The 20,431-nt window shown below is 66.5% G+C and carries 21 protein-coding genes; 9 read left to right on the top strand and 12 right to left on the bottom strand.

What is annotated here, in order from left to right; translation table 11 throughout:
- Positions 1–12: 12 nt before the first annotated feature.
- Positions 13–825, top strand: a complete 813-nt coding sequence (locus AB0L57_RS05565) for an ion transporter (RefSeq protein ID WP_364957677.1) — start codon at positions 13–15, stop codon at positions 823–825.
- Here AB0L57_RS05565 and AB0L57_RS05560 read toward each other — a convergent pair.
- The 4 genes from AB0L57_RS05560 to AB0L57_RS05545 form a co-directional block, all read right to left on the bottom strand.
- Positions 780–2,030 carry a low temperature requirement protein A gene (locus AB0L57_RS05560; RefSeq protein WP_364957674.1) on the bottom strand — a complete coding sequence of 417 codons (1,251 nt, stop codon included), beginning with the start codon at positions 2,028–2,030 and terminating at the stop codon, positions 780–782. The genes AB0L57_RS05565 and AB0L57_RS05560 overlap by 46 nt on opposite strands.
- Before the next feature lie 48 nt (positions 2,031–2,078).
- Positions 2,079–2,537 carry an SRPBCC family protein gene (locus tag AB0L57_RS05555; protein WP_364957672.1) on the bottom strand — a complete coding sequence of 153 codons (459 nt, stop codon included), beginning with the start codon at positions 2,535–2,537 and terminating at the stop codon, positions 2,079–2,081.
- 281 nt (positions 2,538–2,818) lie between these two features.
- Entirely contained in the window at positions 2,819–3,004 is a 186-nt protein-coding gene (locus AB0L57_RS05550; RefSeq protein ID WP_364957669.1) for a DUF1918 domain-containing protein, read from the bottom strand.
- Positions 3,005–3,072: 68 nt separating this feature from the next.
- The gene (locus AB0L57_RS05545; protein ID WP_364957666.1) at positions 3,073–3,654 is read right to left on the bottom strand and encodes a TetR family transcriptional regulator; all 582 of its coding nucleotides are present in this window, start codon (positions 3,652–3,654) and stop codon (positions 3,073–3,075) included.
- Between the two features lie 77 nt (positions 3,655–3,731).
- Here AB0L57_RS05545 and AB0L57_RS05540 point away from each other — a divergent pair, with 77 nt between their 5' ends.
- A complete protein-coding gene (locus AB0L57_RS05540) occupies positions 3,732–4,307 on the top strand; it encodes a dihydrofolate reductase family protein (RefSeq protein WP_364957663.1) in 576 nt (191 codons plus the stop codon).
- A gap of 112 nt (positions 4,308–4,419) precedes the next feature.
- On the opposite strand, the gene AB0L57_RS05535 is transcribed toward AB0L57_RS05540, so the two are convergent.
- Positions 4,420–4,839, bottom strand: coding sequence for a secondary thiamine-phosphate synthase enzyme YjbQ (locus AB0L57_RS05535; RefSeq protein ID WP_364957660.1), 420 nt, complete (start codon positions 4,837–4,839; stop codon positions 4,420–4,422).
- Positions 4,840–5,235: 396 nt separating this feature from the next.
- Here AB0L57_RS05535 and AB0L57_RS05530 point away from each other — a divergent pair, with 396 nt between their 5' ends.
- Positions 5,236–6,501 (top strand): aspartate kinase, encoded by a 1,266-nt coding sequence (locus AB0L57_RS05530; RefSeq protein ID WP_364957658.1) that lies wholly within the window; start codon positions 5,236–5,238, stop codon positions 6,499–6,501.
- Positions 6,502–6,504: 3 nt separating this feature from the next.
- Positions 6,505–7,539 carry an aspartate-semialdehyde dehydrogenase gene (locus AB0L57_RS05525; RefSeq protein ID WP_364957655.1) on the top strand — a complete coding sequence of 345 codons (1,035 nt, stop codon included), beginning with the start codon at positions 6,505–6,507 and terminating at the stop codon, positions 7,537–7,539.
- Positions 7,540–7,606: 67 nt separating this feature from the next.
- On the opposite strand, the gene AB0L57_RS05520 is transcribed toward AB0L57_RS05525, so the two are convergent.
- Positions 7,607–8,188: a helix-turn-helix domain-containing protein gene (locus AB0L57_RS05520; protein WP_364957652.1), complete on the bottom strand. Its 582-nt coding sequence runs from the start codon at positions 8,186–8,188 to the stop codon at positions 7,607–7,609.
- A 96-nt stretch (positions 8,189–8,284) separates the two neighbouring features.
- Here AB0L57_RS05520 and AB0L57_RS05515 point away from each other — a divergent pair, with 96 nt between their 5' ends.
- A complete protein-coding gene (locus AB0L57_RS05515) occupies positions 8,285–8,698 on the top strand; it encodes a nuclear transport factor 2 family protein (RefSeq protein WP_364957649.1) in 414 nt (137 codons plus the stop codon).
- Positions 8,699–8,716: 18 nt separating this feature from the next.
- Here AB0L57_RS05515 and AB0L57_RS05510 read toward each other — a convergent pair whose 3' ends face one another.
- Positions 8,717–10,057 carry a serine hydrolase gene (locus AB0L57_RS05510; RefSeq protein ID WP_364957646.1) on the bottom strand — a complete coding sequence of 447 codons (1,341 nt, stop codon included), beginning with the start codon at positions 10,055–10,057 and terminating at the stop codon, positions 8,717–8,719.
- A gap of 440 nt (positions 10,058–10,497) precedes the next feature.
- Here AB0L57_RS05510 and AB0L57_RS05505 point away from each other — a divergent pair, with 440 nt between their 5' ends.
- Positions 10,498–10,941, top strand: coding sequence for a Fur family transcriptional regulator (locus AB0L57_RS05505; protein WP_364957643.1), 444 nt, complete (start codon positions 10,498–10,500; stop codon positions 10,939–10,941).
- A gap of 112 nt (positions 10,942–11,053) precedes the next feature.
- Positions 11,054–12,520: a catalase gene (locus tag AB0L57_RS05500; RefSeq protein ID WP_364959250.1), complete on the top strand. Its 1,467-nt coding sequence runs from the start codon at positions 11,054–11,056 to the stop codon at positions 12,518–12,520.
- Positions 12,521–12,602: 82 nt separating this feature from the next.
- Here the strand turns inward: AB0L57_RS05500 and AB0L57_RS05495 are convergent, their stop codons facing one another.
- Positions 12,603–13,223 (bottom strand): TetR/AcrR family transcriptional regulator C-terminal ligand-binding domain-containing protein, encoded by a 621-nt coding sequence (locus AB0L57_RS05495; RefSeq protein ID WP_364957640.1) that lies wholly within the window; start codon positions 13,221–13,223, stop codon positions 12,603–12,605.
- A 102-nt stretch (positions 13,224–13,325) separates the two neighbouring features.
- Here AB0L57_RS05495 and AB0L57_RS05490 point away from each other — a divergent pair, with 102 nt between their 5' ends.
- Positions 13,326–14,069 carry an SDR family oxidoreductase gene (locus AB0L57_RS05490; RefSeq protein WP_364957637.1) on the top strand — a complete coding sequence of 248 codons (744 nt, stop codon included), beginning with the start codon at positions 13,326–13,328 and terminating at the stop codon, positions 14,067–14,069.
- Between the two features lie 506 nt (positions 14,070–14,575).
- Here the strand turns inward: AB0L57_RS05490 and AB0L57_RS05485 are convergent.
- The 4 genes from AB0L57_RS05485 to AB0L57_RS05470 all read right to left on the bottom strand — a co-directional run bounded on the left by AB0L57_RS05485 (position 14,576) and on the right by AB0L57_RS05470 (position 18,746).
- Positions 14,576–15,241 (bottom strand): LUD domain-containing protein, encoded by a 666-nt coding sequence (locus AB0L57_RS05485; protein WP_364957634.1) that lies wholly within the window; start codon positions 15,239–15,241, stop codon positions 14,576–14,578.
- A gap of 87 nt (positions 15,242–15,328) precedes the next feature.
- Positions 15,329–16,369, bottom strand: a complete 1,041-nt coding sequence (locus AB0L57_RS05480; RefSeq protein ID WP_364957632.1) for a tellurite resistance/C4-dicarboxylate transporter family protein — start codon at positions 16,367–16,369, stop codon at positions 15,329–15,331.
- A gap of 86 nt (positions 16,370–16,455) precedes the next feature.
- A complete protein-coding gene (locus AB0L57_RS05475; protein WP_364957629.1) occupies positions 16,456–18,234 on the bottom strand; it encodes a chloride channel protein in 1,779 nt (592 codons plus the stop codon).
- Positions 18,231–18,746 carry a MarR family transcriptional regulator gene (locus AB0L57_RS05470; RefSeq protein ID WP_364957626.1) on the bottom strand — a complete coding sequence of 172 codons (516 nt, stop codon included), beginning with the start codon at positions 18,744–18,746 and terminating at the stop codon, positions 18,231–18,233. Before AB0L57_RS05470 ends, AB0L57_RS05475 begins: the two co-directional genes overlap by 4 nt.
- 155 nt (positions 18,747–18,901) lie before the next feature.
- Here AB0L57_RS05470 and AB0L57_RS05465 point away from each other — a divergent pair, with 155 nt between their 5' ends.
- Positions 18,902–20,284, top strand: coding sequence for a sodium:glutamate symporter (locus AB0L57_RS05465; RefSeq protein WP_364957623.1), 1,383 nt, complete (start codon positions 18,902–18,904; stop codon positions 20,282–20,284).
- Positions 20,285–20,431: the final 147 nt, after the last annotated feature.

Raw genomic sequence — 20,431 nt, 5'->3', positions numbered from 1 at the left:
GGTACCCGTTCGATGTGGAAGGGACCGTTGGTGGCGCAGTACTCGTATCCGCGTAAACCGCCGGCACTGTGGACCGATCTGGTGATGCTGGCACTCGCGGTCGTCTCGGTCGCACTGGTCGCTTGGATCACCTTCTTCCCGGTGTCGGGACCCACCTATCACGCGATCATGGTGGTGGACTATTCGATCTGTGCGGTCTTCGCCGCGGAATTCCTGTGGCGCTGGCGGCGCGCGGACTGGTCGTGGACGTTCCCGTTCGTCTACTGGTACGAGGTCCTGGGGATGATCCCGGTGACCAGCCCGTTCTTCCGCGGTTTCCGGTTGTTGCGGATCGTGGTGATCCTGGTGCGCCTGGCGCGGGTGGCCGACCGTGCGTTCGGTGACCGGGTCACAGCGGCGGTCGTCAACCGGTCGGTGGGCGTGATCGTGGACGCGGTGAAGCGCCCGGTCACGATGGCCGTTCTGGAGGAGGTGGCCGAGGTGCTGCGCCGGGGGCAGTACGCCCGCAATATCGCGGCCGCGCTCGAGGAGAACCGCGACGAATTGGATGCGATGATCCTGGAGCTGATCAAGGACGACCCCGCCGTGGGCCGGGTGCGTTACCTCCCCTTCCACGACGAAATCATTCGCGCCATCGCCGACACCAGTTTTCGCATCATCTTCCAGGTGCTCGCCGATCCTCGAACCGACGAGCTGGTGGGAGATGTGTTGCGGGAGAACATCAATCAGATGCGAGACGCGGTGCGCGAGGGTGGCGACCTGCCACCGGAAACAGTGGATCACAGACTGCTGCGGACATCCGGGGATCCGGTACCCGGCCGGTGATCGTCGCCGTGCCGGACGGCATCGCGTGGTTGCGCGTACCGCAGTGTCTCCCAGCCGATCAGGACCGCCAGCACCACGCACAGCAGGCCCAGCGCCGCCATCGCCGGCATGGCGGCGCCCAGTGGAATCGATGCGATCAGCACGGCCGCGGTCACCAGGCGCGGCCACAGCACGGTTCCGGTCGCGTAGTGGCGGAAGCCGACCAGGGCGAGCAGATACAGCACCACACCGCCATACAGCGCGAACAGCGGGATTCCGTCCAGCCGGTCGTGCAGGGTGTGCCCGGCCGCACCGCCGAGATAGTTCAGGGTCTTCTTCAGTCCGAGTGACAGCGCGACGATGCCGGCGACCATCGGGAAGTGCCAGAAGGTGTAGCAATTGCGTGCGATCTGGACTCGCCGGGACCCCCGCGCCGTGCTCAGCGCATGTTCGACGACGCTCGCCGCGACATCGAAGTAGGCCCACCACAGCAGCGCCGAAACCGTGAGGGCCAGTAGCGATCCCACGGTGATGGCCCAGGAGATCGGCAGCCCGGCCATGCCGACGCCGATGGAGACGATGGATTCGCCGAGCGCGACGATCACGATGAGTCCGTGCCGTTCGGCGAAGTGCGAGGCCGAGTTCAGCCGCCAGTCGTTGCCCGCGAAGAAAGTCCAGACCATATCGCCGACGACGGCCGCGATCCACAGCACGATCTGCACGGTGCCGTGCTCGATCGCCGCCACGATCAGCAGTGTGGTGCCGATGGTGATCGATCCGGCCGCCCACCGACCGACCTGTCCACGCAGCTGCCGGTCCTCGGTACTGGCCAGCCAGAACATGGCCAGATGGACGAGCCGGATCACCAGGTAGCCGACCGCGAACACCAGCGGCCCGTACCAGCCGCCGGGCATGTCGTGGAATGCCTCGGGAATCACCTCGGCGACAATGAGTCCCGCGCCCATCGCGACGAACATCGCGACCCGGGCGATACCCTCGTCGGCCTTGATCACATTGCCGAGCCAGGCGTAGGCGATCCACACCCACCACATCACCGCGAGTACCAGCAGCGCCCGCAGCATGTTGAGCGCGGTGACCTCGTGTGCGGCCAGATCGGTCACTTGTGTGAACGCGAACACCAGGACGAGATCGAAGAACAACTCCAGCTGGGTCACCGAGGCGTTCTCGGTGACCACCTGGAAACGTGTGCGTCTGACACCGGTCATTCGCACATCGTGGCAGGACCGGCCGACGCCGTCGCGCCGATCCGGCCGTCAGCTCACTTCGTAGTTCTCGCCGAAGGGAAATTTCTCGATGTACTCGATGAGGTTGTGCACAGCCTCATCGTTGACCCGCGACAGTGTGCGCTTGAGCAGCAGGCCCGGAACCGGGATGGGCAGATACACCTCGGAGTGGTACCAGACCTCGGTGCCCTCGGCGGTCTCCTCGATGTCGAACCAGCCCTTGCCGCCGCCACCGCCCGCGCTCTCCACCACTTCCCAGCTGATGCGGTCGGGCTTACAGGTGTATTCGAGGACTTGGCGATCGGAGTTGTTGAGTGTCGTCACGGTCGCGTACACGCGCCGGGGCCGGTCGAATTCGTCGCGGCTCGCCACGCGCACATCGCGATGCGCAGGTGACCATTCCGGGATCCGCTCGACGGCCAGCAATGCTTCCTGGACCTGTTCGGCGTCGACTTCGATGATGAATCGGTGGTCGGTCTTCGTGCGCATGTTTTGCCCTCCACCCCCCTGTACTTCCTGGGCCGATTGTCTCCAGCGTCACATGCGGCCGTCAACCGTTTGGTCTGTTCCATAGTTACAGAGACCGACCAGTTTGATTACCTTCGGAGGCAGGCTCGACGTTTGCGGTTGTGCGGCAATCTGGCATCGAGTCGGTGACGACGCGTGTTCTGCGTGGTCCGGGTGGGCAGGGCGGATTCCGCGGGTTGCTGGGGCATCGCCGACCCTGCCCCCGGATGGGAAAGGGGGCTTGACGTAGCGAGTCGTCACAGTTACCGGTGGTGGAGGACCTCGCAGTCGGGTCCCGGGAAGACCAGGCTTTCGTGCCCGTCCTCGAACCGGACCACATAGGGCGGTGTGCCCTCGCTGCCTCGCGCCTCGAGAATTTCACCCGTGCGCTCGGGTATCCCCACGGCATTGCTGTGCACTCGGATGTGATCACCGACAGATGCCTGCATGACCGCCATTATCAATCGATGTGATAGTCATCACAAGGTCGGCGGAGGTGTCCGAATTCGGCCCCGGCTCATTCCGGATCGGCTGGAATTGTCCGTTCGACCGCGATTCGGATCAGATCGCGCGCCTGCGTCTCGTCGAAGATCTCCGGCAGTGTCAACCGTTCGACGATGAGCCAACTCAGTGCCAGATACAGCAGCAGGACCGAGTTCGCGTCTCCCGGTTGTCCGGACGCGAGGTGGTTGTCGACGTTGAATTGGATGTCGGCGCGGACCCGTTCGGTGAGCATGCGCTGCAACTCGGGTCGCCGGGTCGCTTCCAGGCGCAGTTCCAGCTGGGCCAGATATCCGGTGCGGAAGGACGTGATGCGGTCGACGGTTCCGGCCAGCAGTTCGGTCACCGCCTCGCGACTGTGCGGGCCGGCTGCCATCTCGGTCAGGGTCGGTGCGTCGGGTGTCAGCCGTTCGTAGAAGCGGCTGCCCACCTGGGTGAGTAGATCGTCGCGATTCGCGAAATAGTTCGATGCCGTTCCCATCGGGACCTCGGCCTGTTTGTCGACCGCCCGAAAGGTCAGTCCCCGGGCGCCTTCGCGAGCCAGCACCTCGATTGCCGCATCGAGCATGACCTGGCGCCTTTCTGGATTTGTCCGCATTGTCTTGACACCACTCCATCCGTAGTACTACCTTGAAACCACTTCAGACAGAGTACAACAAGTTGGGTGGTACTGAAATGCGAAAGCTCGTCTACTACGTCGGTGTCTCGCTGGACGGCTACATCGCTGGACCCGGCGGCGAAGTCGAGTTCTATCCCTTGAACCAGGAGATGTCGGATTGGTTCAGCCAGCGGTATCCCGAGGTGGTCCCCACCCACATCCGCCCGCACGTGAATCTGCCGGTGGATACGCCGAATCGGGAGTGGGACACCGTGATCATGGGGCGCGGCACCTACGACCCCGCCTTGCGGATCGGTGTGTCGAGCCCGTACGCCCACATGAAGCAGTACGTCATCTCGAACACGCTGACTCCGGCCGACGACCCGAACGTCGAGATCGTCGGCGGTGATCCGGTCGCGCTCGTGCGGAAGTTGAAGCAGCAGGACGGCTCCGGCATCTGGCTGTGTGGCGGCGGCACCCTCGCGGGGGCGCTGATCGACGAGATCGACGAAGTGATCATCAAGAGTTATCCGGTGCTGGCCGGTGCCGGCATCTCGGCGCTGTCGGGCAATTTCTCCCCGACCGCCTTCCGGCCCGTCCGGCGGCAGGAATTCGGGAACGGCGCCCAGGTCAGCTGGTTCGAGCGCGCCTGAGTCCGAACCGTCCCGATTCGACGATCACAGGAGGTCGATATGCGAAAGAGCAATGCGAACAAGGCGGTTCGACGCCACTACCCGCGCGTGCCGGTGCACGGCACGGCGAAGGTCAACTGGACTCGCGGAGGAAGGAGAGGCGTACCCGGCGGATCGGGTTGTCGACGTTGAGGTCCACGAAGGCCACCGACTGCCAGGTGCCGAGCGTCAGTTCGCCGTTCAGCACCGGCACGGTGGCATAGGGCGCGATGAAGGCGGGCATCACGTGGGAGCGGCCGTGGCCGTGGGAGCCGTGGGCGTGCCGCCAGCGATCGTCGGCGGGCAGCAGATCCCGCAGGGCCGTCAGCAGATCGTCGTCACTGCCCGCGCCGAGTTCGATCAGGGCCACCCCCGCGGTGGCGTGCGGGACGAAGATGTGCAGCAGCCCGTCGCCGCCCTCGGCCACCTCGCGCAGGAACATGGCGCACTGCGGGGTCAGGTCGTGGATCACCTCGCGGTCGCCGGTGCTCAGCTCGATCTCGATGCTCTTCATAGGCTCATCGTGCGCTCTCGGCATTGTGGATATGGGCAAACGCGGCGGTGGAATTTTCGTGATCGATCCGCGTGCCGTCCCGGTTGCCGTGACGACGCCCGTGTGATTACTCACATCCCCGCGGTCTGCCGCCGATCCGGAGCCGGTCGGCGGTGGTGTTCGACGAGGTCGGCATGGTTATTCGAAAATATGCGGCGGATTGTGCTGCGCCGCAACGGCGATCCCACGTCCGAAAGCCGCGACGACGCGGATCGCCGCTGGTCCGGGCGTCGTGGCCGGGGAATGCGACGTTGTGATCGATTCGGCTCGGGCGGAGGTAGCCCTCCTGCCGGTGGACTCCGGTCGGTACTCTTGGAGCCTGGTAACAGCAGCTAGTCGATCTTGGAGGACCCCACAGTGGCTCTCGTCGTTCAGAAGTACGGAGGATCGTCGCTCGAATCTGCCGAGCGCATCCGGCGCGTCGCTGAGCGGATCGTGGAGACGAAGAAGCAGGGGCACGACGTGGTCGTCGTGTGCTCGGCAATGGGCGATACGACCGACGAATTGCTCGATTTGGCCCAGCAGGTCGCACCGGCGCCCCCCGCTCGTGAACTGGACATGCTGCTCACCTCCGGTGAGCGGATGTCGAACGCGTTGGTGGCCATGGCGATCCATTCGCTCGGTGCCGACGCCTGTTCGTTCACCGGCTCTCAGGCCGGCGTCATCACGACCGGTACCCACGGCAACGCCCGCATCATCGACGTCACCCCGTCCCGCGTCCGCGACGCCCTCGACGAGGGCATGATCGTGCTCGTCGCGGGCTTCCAGGGCGTATCGCAGGACACCCGCGACATCACCACCCTGGGTCGCGGCGGTTCCGACACCACCGCGGTGGCGCTGGCCGCCGCGCTCGAGGCCGATGTCTGCGAGATCTACACCGATGTGGACGGCGTCTTCACCGCCGATCCGCGCATCGTGCCCGATGCCCAGAAGCTGGATCAGGTGAGTTTCGAGGAGATGCTCGAGCTGGCCGCGACCGGCGCGAAGGTGCTCATGCTGCGCTGCGTCGAGTACGCCCGCCGCTACAACGTTCCGGTGCACGTGCGGTCGTCCTACACCGACCGCAAGGGCACCTACATCTACGGATCGATGGAGGACATCCCCTTGGAGGACGCAATTCTCACCGGCGTCGCGCACGATCGCAGCGAGGCCAAGGTGACCGTGGTGGCCCTGCCGGACGAGCCGGGCTATGCCGCCAAGGTGTTCCGCGCCATCGCCGATGCCGAGATCAACATCGACATGGTGTTGCAGAACATCTCCAAGGTCGAGACCGGTAAGACCGACATCACCTTCACCCTGCCCCGGGCCGACGGTCCGCGCGCGGTGGAGTTCCTGACCAAGCGGCAGGGCGAACTCGGCTTCACCCAGGTGCTCTACGACGACCACATCGGCAAGGTGTCGCTGGTCGGCGCGGGGATGAAGAGCCACCCCGGCGTCACCGCCACCTTCTGTGAGGCGCTGGCCAAGGCGGGCATCAACATCGATCTGATCTCGACCTCCGAGATCCGCATCTCGGTCCTGGTCAAGGACACCGAGCTGGACGGGGCCGTGCAGGTGCTGCACAAGGCCTTCGACCTGGGCGGCGACGAGGTCGCGGTCGTGCACGCCGGATCGGGGCGATAACCCATGGGTGTTCGTGTCGGAGTGGTCGGCGCGACCGGTCAGGTCGGCGCCGTCATGCGGAAACTGCTGGAAGAGCGGAATTTCCCCGCCGACGAGGTGCGGTTCTTCGCCTCCTCGCGGTCGGCCGGTAAGAAGCTGCCCTGGCGCGGTGGCGAGATCGTGGTCGAGGACACCGAGACCGCGGATCCCAGCGGTCTGGACATCGCCCTGTTCTCCGCCGGCGCGACCATGTCCCGGGTGCAGGCGCCCCGGTTCGCGGCCGCCGGAGTGACCGTCATCGACAACTCCTCGGCGTGGCGCAAGGATCCCGAGGTGCCCCTGGTGGTCAGCGAGGTGAACCCCGAGCAGACCCGCAACCTGGTCAAGGGCATCATCGCCAACCCGAACTGCACCACCATGGCCGCCATGCCGGTGCTCAAGCCGTTGCACGACGAGGCCGGACTGTCCCGGCTGATCGTCTCCAGCTACCAGGCCGTGTCCGGTAGCGGACTGGCCGGGGTCGAAGAACTGGCCTCCCAGGCACGCGCGGTGATCGATGATGCCGAGAAGCTGACCCACGACGGCGGCGCCGTGCAGTTCCCGGCGCCGAACAAGTACGTCGCGCCCATCGCGTTCAACGTCCTGCCGCTGGCGGGGGCCATCGTCGACGACGGCTCCGGCGAGACCGACGAGGATCAGAAGCTGCGCAACGAGAGTCGCAAGATTCTCGGCCTGCCGGAGCTGCTGGTGAGCGGCACCTGTGTGCGGGTCCCGGTCTTCACCGGGCATTCGCTGTCGATCAATGCCGAATTCGATCGCCCGCTGTCGGTGGCGCGGGCGCAGGAACTGCTCGCGGCCGCTCCGGGCGTGAAGCTGGTCGAGGTCCCGACTCCGCTGCAGGCCGCTGGTGGCGACGAATCTCTCGTCGGCCGCATCCGCCAGGATCCCGGTGCACCGGAGGGACGTGGCCTGGCCCTGTTCATCTCGGGTGACAACCTGCGAAAGGGTGCCGCGCTCAACACGATTCAGATCGCGGAAGTGCTGCTCGCGCAGCGCTGAGTCATCGATCCGGAATGGGCTGCCCGGCCGACGGGCGGCCCATTCCGCGTCTGTGGCCCCGGTCGGTTCAGCGACCGCGCAGACCGTCGAAGACGACGGCGAATGCTCGCGTGCGCTGCTCTCCGGTGGCGGTGTGGGTGACGGTGAAGGTGCCCTTGAGGATACGCATCAGATCGTCGATGTCGATATCGGTGCGTACCGCCCCGCAACTCTGGGCGCGCTCCAGTACCTGAGCCACCACCGCTTGGAATTCCTTTGTGGGGCCGGTGATCTCGGCCATCTCGTGACCGCCGAGCGCATCGGCGAGATCGCGTTTCACGCTACCCTGGTTGACCATGTGATCGAGCAGTTCGAAGAAGGCCGCGCCCGGATCGTCGGCGGCGTCCAGGCCACGCGCGTACTCGATCATCCGCTCGATGTTGTCGACGATCGCGGCCTGGAACAACGCCTCCTTGGTGGGGAAGTGGCGGTAGACGGTGCCGGGTCCCACGCCGGCGCGCCGAGCTATCTCATCCAGCGGAACCGAAATGCCCTCGGCGGCAAAGGCTTCCCGCGCCGCCACCAGAACTCGCTCGCGGTTTCGGCGAGCGTCGGCACGCAGGGCGCGGCGAGGTTCGGCCGCCGGTTCCGCTGTCTGATTCTCCACCACAGCGAGATTCTACCCGTTGCGCCGTTGACAAACGGGGCGTGCGTTCCGGATCATAAACGGGGCTTACGTTCCGCTTGACTATTCGAGGAGTACATCATGGCTTCCCCTTCGGCGTGCAGTCCGCGAGAAATCGTCGAGCGGCTGTTCTCGACCCTGTCCACGCGTGACGCGGACGGGTTCGTGGCAGCCCTGGCCGCGGATGCGGTGTTCGAGATTCCGTTCCCGATTCCCGGTGTGCCGCAGCGGATTCAGGGTCGTGAGGCGATTCGTGAACATCTGGCCCAGCGGTGGTCCGGGCTCTCGGGAATCGAGATTCACGGGATCTACCCCACGATCTACGAATCGACCGACCCCGGTGTGCTGTTCGTCGAGAACGATGTGGACATGACGGTCTCCGGAACCCGGGCGCGGGTGCATACTTCGGTCAACAGGGTGCATGTGCGCGACGGGGAGATCACGCTGTTCCGTGACTACATGGACACCGCGCGGCTGGCGAGTCGGAGCGACTGAGGCCGGACCGCACTCCGGTCAGTGGATGCCCGGAGTGCGGGGGTCCGGCCCCAGGCAGGCCAGGATCAGACAGCCCACGGGTGCGTCGGAGAACGGCGGCATGAGTGGAATATTCAAGCAGGACAGCACATTGCAGCCCTGGTAGGTGTCGGGCCCGATGCCGAACAGGGCGAGGGTGATGTTCGGATCGAAGTAGGTGCGCGGGTCCAGGGTGATCGGCGGTTCCACATAGGGGCCCGGATCGGGGATCGGCGGTCGCTCGAACGCGGCGAGTAGGCGCCGGAAGAATTCCCAGGTCAGCTCCGTCGGATTCTGCAGGATGCCGGTCGGCCCGCCCGAGCTGCGATTGCCGAATACGCCGGTCCAGACCACGGTCAGGCCGAGGCTGGGAATGAAGAATGCGTTCTGCAGTCCCATTCCGGACATCGCGAAGACGTCCGACGGCAGGAAGGCCGGCATCTCGATGCACCCGGGCCGCACCCAGAACAGGTAGCCGTAACAGGTGTGGGTGGGCCCGGACTGCTGTGCCTGCTGCAAATAGTCCTGCGAGATCACGCGCTGCCCGCCCCACTGCCCGTCGTTGCTCACCAGCAGGGCCAGTTTGGCCAGATCATCCGGCGGGATCAACAGATGGGCGTAGCCGTAGGTGTGACCGGAACGATCCCGGGCCCAGTAGTAGTCGCCCCGATCGATCCCCAAGGGGGTGAACAGTTCTCGCTGCGCGAACTGTTGTAGTGGCTCACCGACCGCGAGTTCGGTCACGTAGGTCAGGAGATCGACATTGCGCTGGCTGTAGGAGAATTCGGTTCCCGGTGGATTGTCGAACGGCACGCCCAGGGCCTGCACCGCGCTGTTCGGATCGATCGGGATGACGCCGGACACCCCTTCATTGATCACCCCGACCCGCAGGCCCGAGGTTTCGGTCAGCAGATCGTGCACTGTGATCGCGCGATGGGCCTCGTCGCCGAGTCCCGGTGGCAGATATCGGCCGATCGGTGCGTCGATATCGAGTTTGCCCTGATCCCAGGCGATTCCGGCGACCAGGGACACCACCGATTTGGTAACACTCCACACGTTCCACGGCACGTGTCCGGTGCTCGCGTTGTTCGGTCCGGAGCCGATCAGGCAGTTGTTCCGGAAGATCTTGATGTTCAGCCGATTTCGCTCGGCCGCGAATTGCACCGCCGAGGTCAGCCGGGCCGAATCCATCCCCTCCGATTCGGGAGTGGTGGCGGCGAACTCCCGCCCCGAGCTGGTCGCGCAGCTCGGCTCCGCCGGTTCGGCCCCGGCTGCAACGCAGGTGCCACCGATCGAAACCGTGACGAGTACCCCGATCACCCAGCCGCGTAGGCGTCCCATGAGTGTGAGGTTAACCTCGGCCATCCGCGCGAGCGGCCGACACTCGCGCGCCTGCAACCAAATCGGAACCGGCGCGGTATCGGGGACCCGGGACGGCACCGCGAAGCGCCGCCAGGTGGGGGACCTGGCGGCGCCGGCACGCGGCATCACCGCGTGGAGCGGAACGGACGCCACGCCTGGTTCCGCCGCTCGGGTGCCGACGCCCGACAAGCGCCTCTCGGCGAGTGGTCGCTCGAAGCGACAAAAGGGGTGGGGCCCGGGGCTGTCCCGGCGCCGGCAATGGGTGTCAACCCTGCGCTCCGATGATCTATTTCCCGGCCGGGATGTGATCTGGACAACGGACCAACTCATCGGCGCATGGCGTTTCCGGTGAAGTGACACGCGAAACATTCCCTTGGGTCTTTTCTTGACTTATTCCAGAAAAGGCGCAGACTGGGTTCATGCACACCGATGGTTTCGATCCCCGCGAACGCTTGCGGTCGGTCGGCCTTCGGGTCACCCGGCCACGTGTCGCGGTGCTGGATGCGGTTGTGGCCCAACCGCATTCGGATGCGGACCGAGTGGCTGCCGTGGTACGGGAGGAACTCGGTTCGGTGTCCACGCAGGCGGTGTACGACGTTCTGCGTGCCTGCGTGGACGCCGGTTTGCTGCGCCGGATCGAGCCGGCCGGATCGGCCGCGCGCTACGAGGCGCGCATCGCCGACAACCATCACCATCTGGTGTGCAGGAAGTGCGGCACGGTCGCGGATGTGGACTGTGCCGTGGGCGACGCTCCCTGTCTCGCCCCGTCGGATGCCCACGGTTTCACCGTCGACGAGGCCGAGATCGTGTTCTGGGGACTGTGCCCGAACTGTCGTCGTGCCGACGACACACCATCCCGATAGCCGGATGCTCGCGAAACGCCGAGCGCCGACGAGACACGATGTGCAGCCCCTCGTCGGTGCGACCGCGTACGGCTGTCCCGCATATGCACAGGAGGATTCGATGTCCGAGTCGATCACCGAACCGACAACCACGAATACCGGAACACCGGTACCCAGCGACGACGAATCGCTGACAGCCGGCACCCAGGGTCCGATCCTGCTGCACGACCACTACCTGATCGAGAAGCTGGCCCAGTTCAACCGCGAGCGGGTGCCCGAGCGCATCGTGCACGCCAAGGGTGCGGGAGCATACGGTGAACTCGTCGTCACCGGCGATGTCAGCCATTACACCAAGGCCGCGCTGTTCCAGCCGGGTGCGCGTACCGAATCGCTGGTGCGGTTCTCCACGGTCGCCGGTGAGCAGGGCAGCCCGGACACCTGGCGTGACCCGCGCGGATTCGCGGTCAAGTTCTACACCCCCGAGGGCAACTACGATCTCGTCGGCAACAACACGCCGGTCTTCTTCATCAAGGATCCGATCAAGTTCCCCGACTTCATCCGCTCGCAGAAACGGCTGCCGGGCAACGGACTTCGCGATCACAACATGCAGTGGGACTTCTGGACCCTGCGGCCGGAGACGGCGCATCAGGTGACCTGGCTGATGGGCGATCGCGGTATTCCGAAGACCTATCGCCACATGAACGGCTACGGGTCGCACACCTATCAGTGGATCAATGCCTCCGGTGAGCGATTCTGGGTCAAGTACCACTTCAAGACGGATCAAGGCATCGACTTCCTGACCCAGGAGCAGGCCGATCGGCTGGCCGGCAGCGATCCCGACTTTCACCGTCAGGATCTGTGGGATGCCATCGAAAGCGGCGAATTCCCCAGCTGGACGCTGTATGTGCAGGTGATGCCGGTCGGTGAGGCGGCGAACTACCGCTTCAACCCGTTCGATCTGACCAAGGTGTGGTCGCATCAGGACTACCCGCTGATCGAGGTCGGCAAGTGGACGCTCAACCGCAACCCGCGCAACTACTTCGTCGAGATCGAGCAGGCCGCCTTCGAACCTTCGGCCATCGTGCCGGGTGTCGGCTACTCACCCGACAAGATGCTGCTGGGCCGGGTGTTCTCCTACGCCGATGCCCATCGGTACCGCATCGGCACGAACTATCATCAGCTGCCGCCGAACCGGGCGCGGGCCGCGGAAGTGAACTCCTACTCCAAGGAGGGCGCCATGCGGTACGAGTTCAACGAGCCGGATGTTCCGGTCTACGCGCCGAATTCCTATGGTGGCCCGCACGCCGATCCGGCCCGGGCGCCGGAGGAGGCGGCTTGGAGCTTCGAACCCGAACAGGTTCGCGCCGGCTACATCCAGCACGCCGAGGACAGCGACTGGGCACAGGCGGGCACGCTGGTGCGCGAGGTCTTCGACGACCAACAGCGCGACCGGCTGGTGGGCAATGTGGTCGGGCATGTGCTGGGCGGCGTGCGTGAGCCGGTACTGAGCCGCGTGTTCGACTACTGGAAGAACGTCGATCCCGAGATCGGCAAGCGCATCGAGGAAGGCGTGCGTTCCGGGCTGAACGGTAACTACTGAGTGTCTCGAAAATCCCGGCCCGCAGCGGTTTTCCGCTGCGGGCCGGTCGCGTGCGGACTGTCGCCGTGGTCTGTCGCGAGCTTCAATCGCGCGTGTCGAGAGGTAACAGGGTGTCGACCAGCGCGGTCGCGGTGTCGTTGTCGAGTGGTTCGTGGCCGAGCAGGAAGCGGTACCAGAACAGGCCGTAGAAGAGGTCCACCAGCAGCGCGATATCGGTATCGGCGGGTAGTTCGCCGCGTGTCACGCCGCGCCGCAGAATCCCGTGCGTCGCCGCCCGCCGGATACCGGTGAAGTCGTGGAGCAGTTCGGCCAGATGTGTGTCGTGCGCCGCTTCGCGTACGAGTGTGCGCAGCGCCGGCGCTGTCGAATCATGTTGGGCGCCGATGAAAGTGGACTCGACGACGGCCAGTAGATCGGTCCGTACCGAACCGGTGTCCGGTTCGGCTACGTCGCGGCGGGCACGGTCGAGCAGTGCCTCGAGGAGGACCGAGCCCTTCGACGGCCACCACCGATAAATCGTCTGCTTGCCGACCCCGGCCGCCGTCGCGATGGAGTCGACGGTGACCGGTCGTTCGTCCGACGCCGCGAGCAGGTGCAGAGCCGCGTCCAGGATCGCGCGGTGGGTGGCCTCGTTGCGGCGCCGCCCGGTGTGCGCGCGAGCGGGTGCGGACGGGGAATCCGGTTCTCGCCGTTGCGGTCCCATGAGCACCTCCCATCGATGACGGCTCCTGGGAACAGATTACCGGCTACCCTCGTTGTCGAGACTATCAGTCTCGACAACTTGTACAGGACAGGAAGAGCAGCAATGAGCGCTCCGCATACCACCAGTCGCACTCCGCGGGTCGTCGTCATGGGCGGCAGTTCGGGGATCGGCGAGGCCACCGCCACCCTGTTCGCCGATGCGGGCGCCGAGGTCGTCGTCACCGGCCGTGATCAGAACAAACTCGATGCCGCAGTGGCCCGGTTGGGCGGTAAGACCACCGGTCACCGGCTCGACGCGACCGATCCGGCACAGATCGAGGCCTTCTTCGGACAATCCGGCTCGATCGACCATCTGGTGATCGCGGTGAGTGGTTCGGCGGGGAGCGGCTCCTTCGCGGAGCTAGATCTCGACCAGCTGGCCGCGGGTTTCGACGGAAAGTTCTGGCCGCAGATCCGGATCGTCAAAGCCGCACTGCCGCAGCTGGAACCGAACGGATCGATCACATTGATCACCGCGGCCTCGGCCCATGCCGCCTTCCCCGGTACCGCCGGACTGGCCGCGATCAACGGCGCGCTGAATGCCATGGTGGCGCCGCTGGCGGTGGAGCTGGCGCCGATCCGGGTCAACGCGGTCGCGCCCGGAGTCATCGATACCGAATGGTGGGAGCGGGTACCGGAACAACAGCGACGCGCCCTGTTCGACGGGCTCGCCGGGACGACCCCGGTGGGCCGGGTGGGCAATCCGGATGAACCGGCGCGGGCGGTCCACATGCTGGCCACCAACGGCTTCGTCAACGGTGTCGTCCTGGACGTCACCGGCGGGGCGAATCTGGCCACCGGCCGCTGATCGTCCGGCCGCCGGCGCCACGCCGGCGGCCACGGCGGCTCGGATTACGAAAGTGCCTGCGGCACAGGGTGGCCCGGACCCGGCGGGGCAACCGGTCGGCGCGCTCCGATGAACGTCCGGCCCCGGTCCTCCCGCGGGTTCAGCTCAGGCCGAGCCAGTAGAGCAGGCAAGCCAAGACGAAGACCACCGCTGTTTCCATGACTCCATCATTACTCGAGTTCGGCGCCCGCGCCGTTGCCGCCGGTCGGGCGGCGGGCCGACGCGAACGAGCCGCCCGATCTGTCACCCCTCGTGGACAGACCGAACGGATCGACTCGGTACGAAGCGGCCTGATGGGGAAACTCCGCGTGGTGACGCTTCGACCCCATCAGGCCGTACAACCGGGGAATGATCCTGCCGCCCCCTCTCACGGCAGGAGCACTCTCGGTGTCGAAGACGACAATGCCGTGCGGGGCTTGGCGCGCCCTTAACGCGCGCTTGCAGGCTGAGCTGGAGTGACGGACGTCTCAGCCGACGATCACGACGACGAGGCGCCGTTCGGTCTCCTCGATGGCGCCGCCGACCCGTGCGGACTCGGCCTCCGGATCGGTCATGACGGCCGGGCCGCCGAACCAGGTGATGGGGCGGCGCGGATCCAGTTTGTCGAGGGCCTGGGGCAAGGAGTAGTCGATCTGTTCGGCCCGGACGACACAGATGTGGCAATCGGCGAGGACGGCCGCGTCGCGGCGGCACTGGCCGGGGCCGCCGTCGAGGATCAGCGTCCCGGCATCGGCCACCGCGCCGGCGCAGGCGGTCACGACCGCATCGGTGCGTTCCCGATCCAGGATCGAGCGCTGTGGCTGATCGTCCAGCACCCGATGCGCGGCGTCGGCCGACCAGAACAGCAGCCAATCCTCCGGTAGACCGTCGGGGGCGAGTGCGGAAGTGGCGCCGTGGGTGCGCAGGGCCAGGTCGAGGATCGCCGGCACCTCGTCCGGCTCGGCCCGATGGACCTCGGCCCCATGATGTTTGAGGCGCGCCGTGAACAATTCGACGATTTCGGCCTGGTCGGCGGCCGAGGTCACCGGGGAATTGCGCTGGTAGTTGCGTGGCACCGGAACCGTGCGTTCGTCATCGGGTAGCGCCTCGAGGGCATCGCGCACGCGGCGCAGGAATTCCTCCTGCGAGGTCACCGTGAATCTCCCGTTCGATTGTTCCGGCTCCTCCCGCCGGAATGTACGTCCGCGGACAAGGCTACCGTGCGGTACAAGTTCGCGAGCTCAGCCCGCGGATTCACGACGACTCCGGCGCCGGATCAGGGTGATGATCAGATCCGTGGCCGTCGCCGCCCACACCGCCAGGGCCACCCAGGCCTCGGCGTGACCGAAGTCGACCATCCACTGCTCACCGGTGACCCGGCCCAGCTCGGCGGTCCCGACGCCGTACATGCCGACCGGGAAGACGATGCTCCACAGACCCGGTTCGTAGGTCAGGCCGAAATGCCGCACCAGATGCCGCCAGATGCCGGCGGCCAGCAACAGCGGCACGAGCCAGCTGCCGAAGGCCCACAGCACCAGCACCGAACCCTCCAGCATCGGTCGCACCGTGGCGATCAGATGCACCGTGTCCTGATCGAGGATCTGGGTTCCGGCCAGCACGCTGATCGCGGTGGCGCCCATGAATATCCAGTAGGTGGGGGCCAGGCGTTCCGCGGTCATGGCGACGCTGAACAGGCTGCCGAGGACCACCGTCGCCACGATTCCGTACAGGACCACACCCACCGACCAGCACAGCAGCGCGGGTACCGCGAGACGCTGGCCCCACGGATGCGGCAGGACGGTGGCGGCCACGGCCACCGACTGGGTGCCGACCACCCACAGGAACCAGGTGCCGTTCGCACCGGTCACCGCGGTGGGAGCGCCATGATTGAGCATCAGCAACGCGGGCACCGCGTAGCACAGCACGATCCAGGCGACGGCGGCTACGGCGAGCAGGACCAGGGCCGCGCCCACCCACTCGTGCCGGGACAGGCCCGCCGACATCACACCCGTGGCGGCGACGAAGGCGAGGTAGGTGAAGCCGGTGGCGGGATTCACCGCGTCGGCGATCACGCGGTCGCGGTGGTAGACGATGCGCAGCGCGGTCGCGATCAGCAGTACCGCATAGGCGATCAGGCCGATGAGCAGCAGTGCCGATCCGCCCCAGGACCAGCCCGCGGCCCCGACCGCCCGCGAGACGATACCGGTCGCCATGACCGAGGCGAACCAGCCCGGCCCGAGGTTCGCCACGAAACCCACTCGCCGCCCGAACGACTCGTCCACAGCGCGAGTGTTCCACGCGCACGGCTCGGTGCGGGGCATCCACACCGGGGGAGCGGCGGATCGAGTCCGTGCGGCCGGCGGGCCGGTCAGGCGACGACGGTCTCCTTCGGGTCCGCGAGCCGATCCTCGCGCACCACCAGCAGGCGTTCGCGGTGGTGCTCCTCGTGTAGGTCGCGGCGGCGAGCGTGCAGGAGTTGTTCCAGGGTGACGACACCGCGCAGCGTCGCGGGATCGTCGCGGTCGACGACCGGGGCGGCGGTCACATGTGCCAGCGCCAGTGCGTTGGCGACCTCGCGCAGCGTGTTGTCCGGATGGACCGAGGCCCGGATGGGCAGGGTCGCGGCCCGGACGGTGTCGCCGAGGTGATGTTGCAGAACCTGGCGGGTGGTCACCCCGGCCAGCTCACCGGATCCGTCCACCACGGGATACAGGCCCGCGTAATGCGTTCGCGGCAGGGCGGGTTCGACGAGTTCATCGATGTCGAGGACCAGCGGATCGGCGGTCATGACCTCATGGGTGAAGAAGGTCTCCAGCGGATCGGTGCTGTACTCGCGGGTCAGATGCAACCGGCGCCGGGCGATCTTCTCGGTGAGCACCGAGCGCTTGAGCAGCAGCACCGACACCGCGTAGGCCGATACCGAGGCCACCGCCAGCGGCAGCACGTCGTTCCAGGCCTGGGTGAGCTCGGCGGTGAACACGATGCCGGTCAGCGGGGAGCGCATCACGCCGCCGACCACCGCCGCGAGTCCGCACATCGCCCAGAAGCCCGCGGTGACGTGCGGCAGCAGTCCGCCCTCGGCGGCGCCCAGGGCCGCGCCGATCATGAAGACCGGGGCCAGCACACCTCCCGAGGTGCCCGAACCCAGTGACAGCGACCAGATCAGGGTCTTCACCACCAGGATTCCGACGATCAGCGAGACGGTGGCGTGCCCGGTCAGCAGTTGATCGATCACGTCGTAACCCACACCCAGTGCGCGCGGTTCGACCAGTCCGCCGATACCGATGATCGCCCCGCCGATCGCCGGCCACCACATCCAGTGCACCGGAATCTTGGCGAAGCTGTCCTCGGCGAAGTACACCAGCGCGGTCGCGGCGATGGCCAGCAGTCCGCCGGTGATGCCCGGAATCAGCGCGAGACCGTCGGCGAGCGCGCCCGGTTTGCCGCCGTCGGTTCCGGCGGCGAAGACCGGACCGTTGCCGAGCAGTGCCCAGCGGCACATGGTTCCGGTGACGACCGCGGCGACCACCGGGATGAAACTGCGCGGGCGCCATTCGAACAGCAGCAGTTCCACCGCCAGCAGAATCGCGGCCAGCGGCGCGTTGAAGGTCGCCGCCATCCCGGCCGCCGACCCCGCGACCAGCAGTGTCTTCCGTTCGTCGGCGGACAGTTTCAGCAGCTGCGCCAGAATCGAACCCACCGCACCGCCGGTCATGATGATCGGCCCCTCGGCGCCGAACGGCCCGCCGGAGCCGATACTGATCGCGGCCGAGGCCGGCTTGAGCAGGGCCACCCGCGGCGCCACCCGGGACCCGCCGATGAGGATGGCCTCGATCGCCTCGGGCATTCCGTGGCCACGGATCTTCTCCGACCCGTAGCGCGCCATCACACCGATGATCAGCCCACCGATGACGGGTGCGGTCAGTACCAGCCACCATGGATGATGACTCGCGCCCGGTGCCACCATCGCGGTGCTGATGCGTTGGTAGAACACGAGATTCGTGATCAGCCCGATGAGCTGCAACAGCGCGTACGCCGCCAGTGCGGCCGCGCCGCCGACCGGAATCGCGAGTCCGGCGATCACGAGTAATCGCGGGCCGACCTGGAAATCGCCGAGATGCGTGGCGCGCGGATGCCGGGCGCTCACAGCGAACCAGGGCCGGTCGAGGAGACGAAAGGTGTTGCCGCAGCGGCCCGTACGAGCTCGCGCGCCGCGTCGACGATCTGTGCTCGCGCGCCGGCGTCGAGTTCGTCGAGCAGTGACCCGAAGGCGGCCTGCCTGCGGCGCAGCACCTGATCCACCACCGCGCGACCGGACGCGCTCACCTCGACGGTGACCACGCTGCGGTTGTGCGAGTCGGTCCCGCGCACCACATAACCGCGTGCCTCGAGCTTGTCGGCCAGCCGGGTGACCGAGGAGGCGTTGACCCCCAGCGCACCGGCGAGCCGCGACGACGACACCCGGCCGAGGGCTTGCAGGATCAGCAGAAATCGCATCTGCGGGAATGTCACTCCCGGCGGTGCCGCGTGCGCGCTGTCCCAGGCGATGGACACCAGTACCCGGGTCAGCGCCTCCAGCGCGGCGACATCGGCGGTCATGTTCTGCCCGACCGCGGCGGCATCGTGAACCGCCGCGACCGACCGCTGGTCTTCTTGCATAAAGCAAGAGTTGCATTGTGCAAAGCATTGGGTCAAATCGCTGCGATACGAGATCGGTTCGCCGCTCGCGTGACACGCCGCGCCGAGCCCCTCTCCGACGTCCGGCTTCGGAGTACGGTTCGACGACGACCAGCCTCGACCGGCAAGGGGCTTCTGTGTACGAGTCGCTGACGGACGCACAGTGGGTAGGCCTGTCCCTCGTTTTCGTGGCGATGGCGCTCATCGGCGGGATGCTGCTGCGGCGCGCGATTCCCGCGCTGTCGGCGTTCTATATTCCGGCGAGCGTGCTCGCGGGGTTTCTCATCCTGCTCACCGGCCCGCAGGTCCTCGGTGAGGTGAGCAACGGGTGGAGCCTGATTCCGTCCGAGGTGATCGACATTCTGCGGCTCATGCCCGCGCTGATGATCAATGTCGTCTTCGCCGGCATCATGATCGGCAAGACATTGCCGTCGATCGGAAAGATCTGGTCGACCGCCGCACCGCACGTATTTCTCGGCACCATCCTGTCTTTCGGGCAGTTCGCGATCGGCGGTGTGGTGGTCGCGCTGCTGCTCGAGCCCGTCTTCGATCTGCCGGACGCGGCGGGCTCGATCATCGAGATGTCGTTCGCCGGCGGCCTGGGAACCATCGCCGGCATGCGCGGCCTGTTCGACGATGCCGGCGCCGGCGAGGTCGCCGACATCGGCCTCGGCCTGGCCACGATCAGCATTCTGACCGGCGTCATCAGCGGCACGCTGCTGGTGAACTGGGCCATCCGCAATCCGCGAATCGACGTCGCCCGCGAACACACCGACCGGCGCTCGGCCGCCAGCCGCCTCAGCGATATACCGCCCAATGAGGGGGACACCGTCGAAGACCCGGGCCTCGGAGCACTGAGCCGGGCTGCCGGAGCGATCGCCATCGCGATCTTCCTCGGATTCCTGATCCTGACCGGATTGCGAGCTCTGGCCGGTGCGTTCGGCACGGATCTGTTCGACCGGTTCCCACTCTTCCCGTTCACCGTCATCGGCGGCTTCATCGTGCAGATGGTGCTGACCCGGACCGGGCGGGAGAAGCTCATCGAACGCCGGATGGTCAACGATTTCACCGGGCTGTCGCTCGACATCCTGATCGCGTCCGCGATAGGCACGCTGTCGTTGGCCACGATCGGCGCCAACATTCCCGCGATCGCGATACTGACCGTACTGTCGCTGGCCTGGAGCATGACCGCGTTGCTGTCGCTGGGTCCGCGCCTGTTCCCGGATCAATGGTTCACCCGCGGCATCGCCGACTACGGCCAATCCCAATGCACCGTTGCCACCGGATTCGTGCTCGTCGAGATGGCCGATCCGGCTCATACGTCGGGCGCCGCAATGGGATACGGCTACAAGCAGCTGTTCTACGAACCGTTCCTCGGCGGCGGCATGCTGACCGCACTCAGTGTTCCGATCATCCTCGCCATCGGCTCACTGACCTTCGGCATCGCGGCCGCCGTCCTCACCGTCGTGTTCATCGCCTGGGGACTCGTGCGGGGCCGGTCCGCGCGCGCCGCGCGGTGATCCGTTGCGGCGGCGCTGAGACTCGGGTGCGCGTCGCCCGGCGACCTGGTTCAGGTGAAGATTTCGTCGACGGTATTCGAGCGTCAGCACTTCGATCAGTGCGTCTGCCCGTCCCTCGAAGCGCCCCTGAGCGTGTCCCTCGGTGCG

Source organism: Nocardia sp. NPDC052254 (assembly GCF_040679495.1).
Lineage (GTDB): Bacteria > Actinomycetota > Actinomycetes > Mycobacteriales > Mycobacteriaceae > Nocardia.
The sequence above is the reverse complement of the archived record's forward strand: the minus strand, read 5'-3'. Positions and strand labels throughout refer to the sequence as shown.